The 12,800-nt window shown below is 41.4% G+C and carries 12 protein-coding genes; 2 read left to right on the forward strand and 10 right to left on the reverse strand.

The genetic code is table 11. From position 1 onward, the window contains the following. Positions 1-14 precede the first annotated feature (14 nt). From IQ13_RS07670 to eno, 3 genes are all read right to left on the reverse strand, one after another. On the reverse strand, positions 15-293 hold the full coding sequence (locus IQ13_RS07670) for an anti-sigma factor (protein WP_242009498.1): 279 nt from the start codon (positions 291-293) through the stop codon (positions 15-17). A 58-nt stretch (positions 294-351) separates the two neighbouring features. Continuing rightward, complete coding sequence (locus IQ13_RS07675) at positions 352-645, reverse strand: FtsB family cell division protein (RefSeq protein WP_144885624.1); 294 nt, start codon at positions 643-645, stop codon at positions 352-354. Positions 646-715: 70 nt separating this feature from the next. After that, the gene (eno, locus tag IQ13_RS07680; RefSeq protein ID WP_144885626.1) at positions 716-2,008 is read right to left on the reverse strand and encodes a phosphopyruvate hydratase; all 1,293 of its coding nucleotides are present in this window, start codon (positions 2,006-2,008) and stop codon (positions 716-718) included. A gap of 227 nt (positions 2,009-2,235) precedes the next feature. Between eno and IQ13_RS07685 the strand changes: the two genes are divergently transcribed. Further along, entirely contained in the window at positions 2,236-2,802 is a 567-nt protein-coding gene (locus IQ13_RS07685; protein WP_144885628.1) for a DUF4126 domain-containing protein, read from the forward strand. A 5-nt stretch (positions 2,803-2,807) separates the two neighbouring features. Here IQ13_RS07685 and IQ13_RS07690 read toward each other — a convergent pair whose 3' ends face one another. From IQ13_RS07690 to IQ13_RS07710, 5 genes are all read right to left on the reverse strand, one after another. Next, positions 2,808-3,236, reverse strand: a complete 429-nt coding sequence (locus IQ13_RS07690; protein WP_144885630.1) for a DUF3592 domain-containing protein — start codon at positions 3,234-3,236, stop codon at positions 2,808-2,810. Between the two features lie 55 nt (positions 3,237-3,291). Then, a complete protein-coding gene (gldA, locus tag IQ13_RS07695) occupies positions 3,292-4,185 on the reverse strand; it encodes a gliding motility-associated ABC transporter ATP-binding subunit GldA (RefSeq protein ID WP_144885631.1) in 894 nt (297 codons plus the stop codon). Between the two features lie 47 nt (positions 4,186-4,232). After that, positions 4,233-6,143, reverse strand: coding sequence for a T9SS type B sorting domain-containing protein (locus IQ13_RS07700; RefSeq protein WP_144885633.1), 1,911 nt, complete (start codon positions 6,141-6,143; stop codon positions 4,233-4,235). A gap of 195 nt (positions 6,144-6,338) precedes the next feature. Beyond that, positions 6,339-6,584 carry a DUF6814 family protein gene (locus IQ13_RS07705; RefSeq protein WP_144885635.1) on the reverse strand — a complete coding sequence of 82 codons (246 nt, stop codon included), beginning with the start codon at positions 6,582-6,584 and terminating at the stop codon, positions 6,339-6,341. Positions 6,585-6,628: 44 nt separating this feature from the next. After that, complete coding sequence (locus IQ13_RS07710; protein WP_144885636.1) at positions 6,629-8,158, reverse strand: MFS transporter; 1,530 nt, start codon at positions 8,156-8,158, stop codon at positions 6,629-6,631. A gap of 230 nt (positions 8,159-8,388) precedes the next feature. On the opposite strand from IQ13_RS07710, the gene acs reads away from it, so the two are divergent. Then, complete coding sequence (acs, locus tag IQ13_RS07715) at positions 8,389-10,329, forward strand: acetate--CoA ligase (RefSeq protein ID WP_144885638.1); 1,941 nt, start codon at positions 8,389-8,391, stop codon at positions 10,327-10,329. Between the two features lie 72 nt (positions 10,330-10,401). Here acs and IQ13_RS07720 read toward each other — a convergent pair whose 3' ends face one another. Continuing rightward, entirely contained in the window at positions 10,402-12,045 is a 1,644-nt protein-coding gene (locus IQ13_RS07720; RefSeq protein ID WP_144885640.1) for a hypothetical protein, read from the reverse strand. A 66-nt stretch (positions 12,046-12,111) separates the two neighbouring features. After that, positions 12,112-12,672 (reverse strand): L,D-transpeptidase family protein, encoded by a 561-nt coding sequence (locus IQ13_RS07725; RefSeq protein ID WP_144885642.1) that lies wholly within the window; start codon positions 12,670-12,672, stop codon positions 12,112-12,114. Between the last annotated feature and the right edge of the window lie 128 nt (positions 12,673-12,800).

The raw sequence follows: 12,800 nt of genomic DNA on the forward strand, positions 1-12,800 counted from the left end.
AAATTAGGGAAAGATCAGTTGGTAGAAATATCTGTTGTAGCCAGCGTTTTGTTGGCATATTTAAGAACCGACAATACTGCTTCTGTTCTAGGAGAAATGTTTAGTTGTGAAAGTTGTTTGGCAGCTCTTTTAACCACTTCAAACTTTTCTCTCAGCGTCCAGTCTTCGGCTAAGGCCTTTTCTATGGCTTCAGTTTCTGCTGGGGTCGTTTCCTTATAGAGATATTGTAACAAGTCTTCCGGCGTAAATTTTTGTGTCATAAGCAATCCTTTTTTGTGTAGGTGGCTTTCCATAAGGATGCTTTTCTATTAAACGCTGTTGGTAAACTTGTATTGTGCGGGCGGACTTTTTTTATTCGTCGAAGAGGAAAATGTCCTCGTTGTCCTTTTTCATGTAGTATTTCTCACGGGCGAGGCGCTCGTAGGCTGCCGGATCGTTTTTGCGGCTTTCCAGCTCAGCTTTGGCGGCTTCGATCTTCTGGTTGTAATAGGTATTACTGTTCCTCAGATCGCTCAGCTTACGGTAACGGCCAATCTGGGTAAGAAAGTCGTTTCTGTCAACAAATAACATCCATACGGCAAAACCAATAATGGTTAAAACGTATTTGTTTTTCAATACCGGTGGAATATTACTCAGAACTTTCATATACGATCAAAATAAAAATAGCTCATAGTTCACGGTTAATGTCCATGAACTATGAGCCATGAACAACGTGTTACTTACCAAATTTAATCTTTCCTTTTGGATATACACCGTTTCCGCCCAGCATTTCTTCAATGCGGATCAGCTGGTTGTATTTTGCCATACGGTCTGTACGTGAAGCAGAGCCGGTTTTGATCTGGCCGCAGTTTAATGCTACCGCTAAATCAGCGATGGTCGTATCTTCTGTTTCACCGCTTCTGTGGCTCATTACCGATGTGTAACCTGCGTTCTGCGCCATTTGTACAGCATTGATGGTTTCGGTTACAGTACCAATCTGGTTTACTTTTACCAGGATGCTGTTGCCGATTCCTTTGTCGATACCATCTTTCAAACGCTTTACGTTGGTTACAAACAGATCATCACCTACCAGCTGGCATCTGCTGCCGATGCTTTCGGTTAATTTTTTCCAACCTGCCCAATCGTCTTCGGCCATACCATCTTCAATAGAAATGATGGGATATTTATTTACCCACTCAGTCCAGTAAGCAACCATTTCATCGCTGCTGATTACTTTACCGGGGTTGCTCTTGTAGAACTTATAAGTGTTGGTTGCTTCATCATACATTTCGCTTGATGCAGCGTCCATTGCAATGGCTACTTCTTCGCCTGGCTTGTAACCGGCTGCAGAAATTGCTTCGAGTACAGTTTCAATGGCTTCTTCGTTGCTCTGAATTTCAGGCGCAAAACCACCTTCATCACCTACGTTGGTGCTGTAACCTTTTTTCTTCAATACCGATTTCAGGTTGTGGAAAATTTCAACACCCCAACGTAAACCTTCGCTGAAAGAAGGCGCACCAACCGGGATGATCATAAATTCCTGGAAATCGATTTTGTTATCGGCGTGTACACCACCGTTCATAATGTTCATCAACGGCATTGGCAATACCGTTGCATTAACACCACCGAGGTAACGGAACAAAGGCAAACCACTTTCTTCTGCAGCAGCTTTTGCAACAGCCATACTTACAGCCAATGTTGCATTAGCACCGAGGTTGCTTTTGTTTTCTGTACCGTCAATTTTTAATAATAATGAATCGATATAAGCCTGGCGTGTAACATCGATGCCGATGAGTTGGTCTGCAATTACATCGTTTACGTTTGCTACTGCTTTTAATACACCGCGGCCAAGGTATTTGCTTTTGTCGCCATCACGTAATTCAACCGCTTCGTGTTTACCTGTACTTGCACCACTTGGTACAGCTGCACGGCCAATGATACCGTTTTCGGTTATTACATCTACTTCTACTGTAGGGTTACCACGACTGTCGAGGATTTGTCTTGCATGAATGTCGGCAATAAAGCTCATAATCTTGAATTTGTAGTTTAAAGTATAGTCCGGAAGTCGGGAAGAGAAAAGACCGGAAGAGAATCAGTTCCAGAACAGCTGTCATCAGCAGAGTCATTTCTCTCGGACTTTCTGACTCTTCTCTTTTCTGACTTTTTTGTTTGCGCTGCAAAGAAAAGACATTCAACGGGAGGAACAATGATTAAAAGCAGTGAAATTGATTATTTTTAACTACAACAAACGATTGTATGGACGTGCAGTTGATTACAGCCATTGCTATGGGAATTGCATTGAGTGCCTGCTGCGGTTTCCGGGTGTTTGTGCCGATGTTGGGCGCAAGTTTTGCAGCCTGGCAGCAATGGTATGCATTGCCGGCAGATATGCAGTGGATGGGTTCGTTACCTGCATTACTTTGTTTTGCTACTGCTGCTGTTTTGGAAATTGCTGCGTACTATATTCCGTTTGTAGATAATCTGCTCGATACAATTGCCACACCTTTGGCAGTTGCTGCAGGAACTATTCTTGCAGCTTCATTTTTACCCATCGCCGATTTTAACCCGTTGTTGAAATGGATACTTGCCATTATTGCCGGAGGTGGCGCTGCAGGTACAGTACAGGCAGGTACCGGATTGCTGCGTTTGTTCTCTACCAAAACAACAGCCGGTGCAGGAAATGTAGTTGTTTCAACAAGTGAAAATGCAGCAGCCATCAGCGGTACTGCATTAAGTTTTATTGCACCCATTGTTATTGCAGTGCTGATGTTGTTGTTGATTGGATGGATATTGGTGAAGGGAGTAGGGAGGTTGATGAAGTGATGATTTTAAGAAAAAAACACATTGTATAAAACCCCAAAGTTTATCCCCGCCATTACTACCAGAATGAAAATAATTATAAAAGCTTTGAATAATAAAGTGGTTTTAGGAGAATCGATCACTTCATACGGATTATTGTTATTGTAACAAATACTAACAGCGCTTCCTAAAATTGGTTTGTTAAACGAAAAGTTATCCGATAGATACTTGTACTCAATGCCGTTGATAACGTAACGAATTAATGGAGCATATTGAGTACGATCATCTAAATCGGGTTGTTCAATAATATCAATAACTTCTCCTGTAGCTGTGTCTCCGTTTGTAATGAGTTTGTTAAGCCTGAAAAAATCTGCTATGGACTTTTTTAACATAATACGGTAGCTAATGAGGTCAGCAATTATCAGGATAATAATGTACAAGTAACCTTGGGTAGTCATTTGTTTTTCATTTGCTTAATTTGGAAGGTGCTTATTTTATCAATAGCAGACAACGCTACGCTGTTAAACTTCTAAATACATCTTCAAGATTATTAGTATCACTCGTAAGTGAAAGAATATTCAGGTTCTTTTCAACGCAAATCTGTAATAACTGTTTTTTTAACTGCTCCGGGTTATCTGTTTTAAAGTTCCATGTAGTTCTGTTGACTCTTGAGATATTTTGAATTTGATTAAACAACGATTCATCTATTTCTTCTTTAATTTCAAGCGTAACAGAACCGGAGTGTATATTTTTTACTAAGTGTGAGAGCTGATCATCTGCCACAATGTTTCCTTTGTTAATGATGATGACCCGTTCGCAAAGTGCCTGTACTTCCTGCATAATATGCGAAGAGAACAACACCGTTTTATTTTTGCCAAGCTCTTTAATTACATTCCGTATTTCAACAATCTGGTTGGGATCTAATCCGCTTGTCGGTTCATCCAGTATCAACACTTCAGGATCATGAATTAATGCAGCTGCCAAACCAACACGTTGCTTATAACCTTTAGAAAGCTGTGCAATTTTTTTATGTGCTTCCGGTGTTAACCCAACCTGCTCAATAACATGTTCGATTTTTGATTTTTGATTTTCGATTTGATGAACTTCGGCAATAAACGCAAGATATTCCCGAACATACATATCGTAATACAAGGCATTGCTTTCGGGTAAGTAACCGATCTTTTGTTTTGTTTCAGTCGATTGGTCGTTTACTTTAATGTTGCATACCAACGCTTCGCCTCCGCTGGGTTGCAGGTAACCCGTGATCATTTTCATTGTTGTACTTTTGCCTGCACCGTTGGGCCCGAGAAAACCAACGATCTCCCCTTTGTTCACTTTAAACGAAATACCGTTCACCGCTTTCTGCTCACCATAATTTTTTACCAGGTTATTTACTTCAATCGACATACGCTGTGTTTGGTTCAAAAGTAAAATAAAATCATTTCAGTCTACAGCTAAGGTATCAGCAATACCGTTCCCTTCTGTTTATACAGCTTATCGTTGCGTTTGTATACAAGCGTCCATACATATTGGCCGGGCGGTGCTTTCTGATTATTCATGGTGCCGTTCCAGCCAATGTTTAATGATGGAGAAACAAAAATCTGTTGTCCCCAGCGGTTATAGATCCGCAACTCAAACGAATCGATACGGAAGTAAGCTTTTGCCTTTAAAACATCATTCAACCCATCACCATTTGGTGTAAATACGTTCGGCATAAAGATCATATCGGCACAATCTTTAAAATCAATCATGATTGCATCAGTTACAGTACCGCAGAAATTACCTACAGCAACAGTGTACAAGCCGGGTGTGGTTACAGTAATACTTGTGTCGGTAGAGTTGTTGCTCCATAAATACGTTTCGGCCAATGGATGTTTGGCATGTAAGACAACCTGCTCGCTGAAACAAAGTAATGTATCGTTACCTAATGCAACAGTTGGTGTAAAGTTGCGACCGATATCAAACGTATCCCGCCTGCTGCAAACATTGTTGGTAGTATATAAAGTGTAGGTGCCGGTGTTGGATAAAGTCCGCTGAGCTGATGTATTGCCATCATTCCATAAATAAGTTGCAGGAGTTGATTGCTGTACATCAACAGGTAACACCTGTGCATCGCATAACACCGTATCGTTGGGAGTTAATTGCTGAAAAAGATTGGGCTGAACTGCAACAGTAATGGAACCGTTGCTTACACACCCGCCGTTGGTGATTAACTGAAGATTATAGGTGCCGCCATCGCTTACAGCTGCAGGAAAAAAGATCAACGAATCGTTTGGATTGTTGATGGGCACAGCACCCTTGGACCAATTGTATTGCAATGCTGTTACCGGTGTTGAAATATGCAGCGGTAATTGTTCGCACACAGGTGCATTGCTGCGTAATTGCGGAGGCTGTGGCCGGTAAATGTTAACATTCATTACAGGCGAAATAGCCCTGCAGTTGGTAGAGTTGATGTTTACAGCTTCGGCAACAAGTAAACGGTACGAACCACTGTCGCTCGTTTGTGCATTGGTAATATTGAGACTGGTAGTTGTTGCAAAAGGAATGTTCGCCCAACCGTTACCGTTATTAAACTGCCATTGGTACGCAGGGGTAGCATAAAATCCATTTGCCACATTTACATTTAATTGCAGATTACTGCCAATACATGCATCGCTGCTGTTTTGATAACCGCCGCTTATAGTGGTTGTCATGTCCGGTCCGCATAATGTAAATTCAATATCATCCAATGCAAGATCGTTCCCTAAACCACCAACCTGGTTATTGAAAATGCGGAGAATAACCGAAGTTTCGCCTGCAGGTAAGGAAAACGGAAACCCATACTTATCCCATGTAAAATTGCTGAAGCGGGGAATGGTTGGTGTAAGAAAACTTGCCAGCACATTACCCGAAGTGGCGCTGCTTATTTCGAAACGGATGATGGGATCTAAAGGATTGCTGGAACCAAGTGGCATAAGATTGGCAATCCAAGCAGAAAAGTACAGCTGAGAACCGGAGCATAAATTATTCACTCTTGTTTCGTAAAATTTACCTGCTGTATAATCGGCATTTACAATCATCATATTGCCGCCCGATGAGCGATCGTTACCAATATGCCAGGTATTAAACTGTCTGCCTCCCGTTACAATATCGGCTGTTGTTTTACGGATGCCGTATTCACCATCGTTGATTACACCGAGTGAATCAAATGCATAGCTTGTAACACCGGGTGCAAGTGGCGAGCCTGTTAACGGTGAGCTGATGCCTCCGCCAAAATTTTCATAAAACAATACGTTGCCTGTACATTGTGCTGTAGCTGTTTTGTAGCAGAGGAGAAGCAGAAATGAGAAAATTGTTTTAACAAGAAGTCGAATAATTGTAGCCATACGTTCAAGCAAGCTCAAATGTAACCATTATTCAGTTGTATTTTCTGTGAAAGAAAAGCCCCCTGATGAAGATCAGGGGGCTTAAAAAAACCAACCATATGAACAGACATCGAACAGAATCAATAGGGGATCGTTCGTTCTTTCAAAAACTTAGACCACAAACCCTACCAGTTCGCTGCACTGTTACAGTAATTTTTAATCGGTTACCTCGTCGGAATTTTCCGGCAGGTGATCGTATTCGCCTTTCAACGCATACCATCCGAAAATGATCATACCAATAGCAATGGGAATAAACACAATGACAAATACGGCCCATTGAATTTTTGTATCAATAACGGGTTTACTTTTTATTTCGGCAATGGCTGTGCTGATGAGGAAGTAACAGGTTAACGGCCCGAGTACTATCCACAGAATACCGGCATATCGTTTTAATTTATTCATAACATCTACTGTTAAGCGTAAGTAAATAATTTGTTGTTGTAGGGTTAGTCGTTTACGTTCGGATCAATTTTATTATTGATGTACAATGCGCCAATGATCATACAAACTGCTGCAACAATAATCGGATACCATAAACCAACCAATGCATCATTGGTATAAATAGTAGTCAGCAAGGTTGCAATAAACGGCGTTAAACCTCCGAACACTCCATTGCCGATATGGTAAGGCAAGCTCATGGATGTGTAACGGATCTTCGTTGGAAATAATTCAACCAGGAATGCAGCTATTGGCCCGTACACCATTGTAACAAATAGAATGAGCAGGAAAACCAATGCTGCAAATTTGATGTACGTTGATGTATTTAATGTAACAGCTGTGTACACAGGTTTTGTATCTGCAATACGAATATTGTTTGTGTGCAGTGTATCGGTTTTTATTTCGGTAAACTGCATGTTGGCCTGATTTTGAAAAACTGTTTTTGTAACAGCTAATGTCTTATCTGTGAGAACTGTTGTACTGCTGTCTTGCTTTACCACCGTAAGATCCTGCTGCAACCATTCTTTTACATTCGTATCCTGTTTAAAGATGTTGAAGATGGGGCGATACAACAACACTCCTGCCAGCATACCAATAATCATAATCCACTTTCTGCCAATCTTATCACTCAGGCTGCCGAACACCACAAAGAATGGTGTGGCAAAAACAATGGCCCATATTAAAATAGTCCGGCTCTGATCAAAATCGAGTTTACATACATTTTCTAAAAACGATTGTGCATAAAACTGGCCGGTGTACCAGATAACACCTTGTCCCATGGTTGCACCAAATAATGCCAGCAACACCATCTTCAGATTTCCTTTATGCGCAAAGCTTTCCTTTAATGGGTTCACCGATGTTTTGCCTTCTGATTTTAACTTGGCATATAACGGTGATTCGCTCATTTTTAAACGGATGTAGATGGATACACCAACTAACAAAATCGAAACAAGAAACGGAATACGCCAACCCCAATCGTTAAACTTGGCAATGGATTTTGCAGGATCGCTGTCAAGGCCATGTCTGGTTAAAAGAATAACACCCAGCGACACAAATAAACCCAATGTTGCGGTTGTTTGTATCCACGAAGTAAAATAACCTCTCTTATCTGCAGGTGCATGCTCTGCAACATATGTTGCAGCACCACCGTATTCGCCACCTAATGCAAGACCTTGTAATAAGCGCAGCAGCAACACAATGATGGGTGCAGCAAAACCAATTTTTTCGTAACCAGGTACAAGGCCAATACCAAACGTAGCACCACCCATTAATACCAATGTTAAAAGGAACGTGTACTTACGGCCAATCATATCGCCAAGTCGGCCAAATACCAACGCACCAAACGGACGAACAATAAAACCTGCAGCAAATGTGGCAAGTGTAGAAAGTAACGCAGCAGTTGGATTTGTTTTAGGGAAAAACTGGTTGGCAATTACAGTGGCAAGACTTCCGAAAATATAAAAGTCGTACCACTCAATGAGTGTACCCAGCGATGATGCGCCGATAATCTTCCAGATACCTTTGTTCTGAGGCTTCATGCAATTCGTGTAGTTGAGTTAGTGATTGTAAACAATACATACCGATCATTGCATGCAGCAGATAAACTTAGTTCAGCTCCGGCAAGATCAATCGTATCGAGTTTGAAATATAAGTCATCTCTTTGATGACAGGTGTTCGTTTTTTGAATTTTACTATGCAAACGTTCCCAAACAACCTGTACGGCTATTTTTGCTAACTTGTGACCCTTAAATTTTACAGATCGTTTGCTATGAGTTATCCTTACCAAATTACATCTCTCGAACAGTACAAAGCAGATTATAAGCGAAGTGTTGATGACCCTGATGGTTTCTGGGGCGATATAGCTGAAAATTTTCAGTGGCGCAAAAAGTGGGACAAAGTGCTCAACTGGAATTTTAAAGAACCAAAAGTTGAGTGGTTTGCCGGCGCAAAGCTCAACATCACGGAAAACTGTATCGACCGTCATCTTGCAACGATGGGCGATAAGCCTGCCATTATATGGGAACCCAACAATCCCGAAGATCGTGTACGCATTGTAACTTATAACCGTTTGCATAAACGTGTTTGTCAGTTTGCACAGGTGTTAAAAAACAACGGGGTAAAAAAAGGAGATCGTGTTTGTATTTACATGGGCATGGTACCCGAACTGGCATATGCCGTATTAGGTTGTGCACGTATTGGTGCAATACACAGTGTGATCTTTGGTGGCTTCAGTGCACAAAGTATTGCCGATCGTTTATATGATGCGCAGGCCGAGTTCATTGTTACCTGCGATGGTGCTTACCGTGGCAATAAAGATATTCCACTCAAGAGTGTAATTGATGATGCGTTAATCGGTAACCGTACAGTGAAGAAAGTAATTGTTTATACACGTACACGTACGCCTGTATCAATGTTAAAAGGAAGAGATGTTTGGTGGGAAGATGAAATGGAACATGCAGAACACCAGGTAGAACAAAACGGTGTGGTATCATTTCCTGCAGAAGAAATGGATGCAGAAGATCCGCTGTTTATTTTATATACCAGCGGTTCAACCGGTAAACCTAAAGGTGTGGTGCACAGCAGTGCAGGTTATATGTTGTGGACCAACTACACATTTGTAAATGTATTTCAATACAAACCCGGCGATGTACATTTTTGTACAGCCGATATTGGCTGGATCACCGGTCATAGTTATATCCTTTACGGTCCATTGAGTGCAGGTGGTACTTCGTTAATGTTCGAAGGTATTCCTACATGGCCCGATGCAGGACGTTTCTGGGATATTGTTGAGAAACATAAAGTAAATATTCTTTATACTGCACCAACAGCCATCCGCAGCTTAATGGGTTTTGGTTTGGAACCATTGAAAGGAAAAGATCTCTCCTCCTTAAAAATACTCGGCACTGTTGGAGAACCAATCAATGAAGAAGCTTGGCATTGGTACGATGAGCATGTGGGTAAAGGCAAATGCCCCATTGTTGATACCTGGTGGCAAACAGAAACAGGCGGTTGCTTAATTTCAAACATGGCAGGTGTTACACCAGCAAAACCAAGTTGGGCTACATTGCCCATGCCGGGTGTGCAACCGATCTTAGTTGATGAAAAAGGCGAGGAAGTAACAAAGGCCGATGAAGATGGTATTATTAAAGGCAATCTGTGTATAAAAGCTCCATGGCCTGCAATACTGCGTACAACCTATGGCGATCATGAACGTTGCAGACAAAACTATTTTGCAACATATGAGAATTTATATTTTACCGGCGATGGTGCGTTGAAAGATGCAGATGGCAATTTCCGTATTACCGGTCGTGTAGATGATGTGTTGAATGTAAGCGGTCATCGTATTGGTACGGCTGAAGTGGAAAACGCCATTAACATGCACGCAGGTGTTGTAGAGAGTGCAGTAGTAGGTTATCCGCACGATGTAAAAGGGCAAGGTATTTATGCGTATGTGATTTATGGCCACATGCACAACAACGATGAAGAGCTTACACGAAAAGATATTCTGCAAACAGTAACACGTGTAATTGGCCCTATTGCAAAGCCCGACAAAATTCAGTTTGTAAGCGGCTTACCGAAAACACGCAGTGGAAAAATTATGCGCCGCATCTTACGCAAAATTGCAGAAGGAGAAACCGGTAGCCTGGGCGATACAAGTACACTGCTCGATCCCGGTGTTGTAGATGAAATTGTAAAAGGTAAATTATAAAAAAGTAAACCCCGCCGAAGCGGGGTTCTTTTTTACAACACGGGATTTTGGGTAAACTCCTGTTGCAAATTTTTATTCTAAAGGCATTTTAGCAAACCACAGTGTTTTACCGCTTTTGTTTTCGCCAAGAAAAACAAGTTGTCCTTTACCAATTGGCAGGAAGGGGTATTTGTTATTTACATAATAATCGCTTTTACCTTGCCCAAATTGTGCAAACTCTCCAATAGCCGCATTGTTAATATCAATTACACTTACACTGGGATAAACTAAGAATTTGTATTTGCTTTCGCCCAGTTCACGTTCGGTTTTAACACCGGCCATTTCCATAATCATCCAATAGAGTTTGTTGCCATCGTTGCTGAACACAAGTGTCTGGCTGTTGGGAGACATACTTGCTTCTTTATCATTTTCTTCTCTGCGTACGCCATAGGCTGCTTTTAACGAACCGGTGCTGCCAAAATGCATCATAATAATATCTTCATACTTAATGGATGCACCGCCGCTGCCACCTAACAGTTTTGGGCCGTTTGTTTTTTTATACTTCTGACCGGTAAGAAAAATATCGCCATTGGGTGAAACTTTTAAATCGGCAATTCGGAATTTTTTACCGGTGTATTCCGGTTTTTTCTTTTGTGATGCAGGCGATTTTGCTTTGGCTTCAAAATCATCCAATGTATTGTTGGTAACAAAGTCTACTTTACCATTACTGATTTTCACTACCTGGAAACCTTTTGCTTTAAACTCATCGTTTTGTCCTTCCCTTGCATCTGAAGCAGGTTGTGGCGTGGTGAATTTTTCATTGTAATAATCATCATCGCTGCCTGTTGCTCCAAGAATTAATACGCCATCGTTTGTTTGTACAAACATGTTGCCGTTAAAAATGCCTGTCTTTGATTTAACAGCAATGCGTTCTTTTATTTTACCATCGTAACCCAAACGCACAAATGTGTAATTGGTAGGGTCGGGGTCAGCAATGTTCTTCATACCCTTGCCACCCATAGGTGCAAAGAGGATGAGGATATCATCTTCTGCATTGGCATCTTCATCATTATCGGCACTGCTGATGCCGGCTATTGATTGTGGTGTATCGAAGTTGATGGTTTGATCGCCGATGCGGTTCATCTCTGTATCAAACCGCATTACATGTATTTCTTTGTACTGGCGCATGGGATCCTTTGTCATTGGACCTTTAGCTCCGGCAATAACCAAAATGCTTTCCAGTTCATCCTGTTCGGTATGAGCAAAGTAAAACAGTTTTTCTCCGTCATCTGTTTTAGGCTTCAGTTTATCGGCCAAAGAAATTTTTGAATCGTAGCCACCCCAGAACCAGTTCCATTTGCGTTTAATAATTTTACGGCGAAGCACCAATGTGCCCATGAAGTTTGTTTCAACAGTGAGCGAGTTGAGGGTATATTCCTCCCCTTTATCAACTTTGTATCCTTTCACTTTTTCCATCGGCTGTTCGCTCTCTTCCATTCCTTTAAAGTTGAAATCGAGATCGAAGCGATAGGTTTCAAACTTTGCCTTTTTGTTCGTGGCTTTGGTAACGTAAGTCATCGTAAGCTCGTTCTTGCCTTCGTCAATAACGGGCTCATACAAATAACCTTTGTTTGCTTTTTTGGAAATTTCGTGTGTGCCTTCTTTCGAAAGTTTTTGGGCAGTTAAACTGACGCTGCTGCAGATAAATACCAGCATCAGGCTGAGTTTCGGTTTCATGTTGTGGAGTTTGAAACCAAAGAAACTTTTTTCTGCTTCGCCTTACTATACCGTGCAGCGGGTATTTTAATGAAGGATAGTTACTTCTGTTCCAACAGGTAACAGGTCGTACAGTTCTTTTGCATATTCCCGTTTGGTTGAAATGCAGCCGAGTGTCCAGTTATAATAATAATCAACAAACCTGTCTTCGTTACGGCGTGTGGCGTGGATGCCGATACCGCCACCTGGTTTTGCATTGGAAGGTATGATGCCTTGCGATTTACGGGCATTGAATTTTTCTAAATCGGTTTGTGTGGGATAGTCGAGCAAAAGAAAATGTCCCCACTCGGGGTGCAACTTCTTTGCAATGATTTTATACTGGCCTTCGGGTGTGCGGCGGTCTCCTTCCATCATCTTATCGGTCATTTCGCTGGTGCCGAAAACAACCGGGTAAGTTGACACCCATCCTTCTTCATCGTATAATTTTAATTCGTAATGACTTTTATCAATTACAATCCGGTAGGTAGAAGTAGTACGCACAGGCTTTTTGTATACCTGCGCTGTTTTATTTCGATGAAAAAAGCTGAAACCCGACAGGGCCAGCATTACTGCACTGCAAATAACCAGCAAGGTTGATTGGCTTTTCATTTTACACGTTGTTTTCGATGGTACGTATATAACGACGAAAAATTATTCCATATTTTCTGTGGTAAATCTAATTAACAAACTATTGATGCCAATGGGGATAATTCGTGTTTGAACAGGAATAAAAAAAG

It is taken from the genome of Lacibacter cauensis (assembly GCF_007830055.1).
GTDB classification, from domain to species: Bacteria; Bacteroidota; Bacteroidia; order Chitinophagales; family Chitinophagaceae; genus Lacibacter; species Lacibacter cauensis.

Bases quoted from the DNA above. Each gene is read 5' to 3' on its own strand.
- IQ13_RS07670 (WP_242009498.1), bottom strand. From the start codon at position 293: ATGGAAAGCCACCTACACAAAAAAGGATTGCTTATGACACAAAAATTT.
- IQ13_RS07675 (WP_144885624.1), bottom strand. From the start codon at position 645: ATGAAAGTTCTGAGTAATATTCCACCGGTATTGAAAAACAAATACGTT.
- eno (WP_144885626.1), bottom strand. From the start codon at position 2,008: ATGAGCTTTATTGCCGACATTCATGCAAGACAAATCCTCGACAGTCGT.
- IQ13_RS07685 (WP_144885628.1), top strand. From the start codon at position 2,236: ATGGACGTGCAGTTGATTACAGCCATTGCTATGGGAATTGCATTGAGT.
- IQ13_RS07690 (WP_144885630.1), bottom strand. From the start codon at position 3,236: ATGACTACCCAAGGTTACTTGTACATTATTATCCTGATAATTGCTGAC.
- gldA (WP_144885631.1), bottom strand. From the start codon at position 4,185: ATGTCGATTGAAGTAAATAACCTGGTAAAAAATTATGGTGAGCAGAAA.
- IQ13_RS07700 (WP_144885633.1), bottom strand. From the start codon at position 6,143: ATGGCTACAATTATTCGACTTCTTGTTAAAACAATTTTCTCATTTCTG.
- IQ13_RS07705 (WP_144885635.1), bottom strand. From the start codon at position 6,584: ATGAATAAATTAAAACGATATGCCGGTATTCTGTGGATAGTACTCGGG.
- IQ13_RS07710 (WP_144885636.1), bottom strand. From the start codon at position 8,158: ATGAAGCCTCAGAACAAAGGTATCTGGAAGATTATCGGCGCATCATCG.
- acs (WP_144885638.1), top strand. From the start codon at position 8,389: ATGAGTTATCCTTACCAAATTACATCTCTCGAACAGTACAAAGCAGAT.
- IQ13_RS07720 (WP_144885640.1), bottom strand. From the start codon at position 12,045: ATGAAACCGAAACTCAGCCTGATGCTGGTATTTATCTGCAGCAGCGTC.
- IQ13_RS07725 (WP_144885642.1), bottom strand. From the start codon at position 12,672: ATGAAAAGCCAATCAACCTTGCTGGTTATTTGCAGTGCAGTAATGCTG.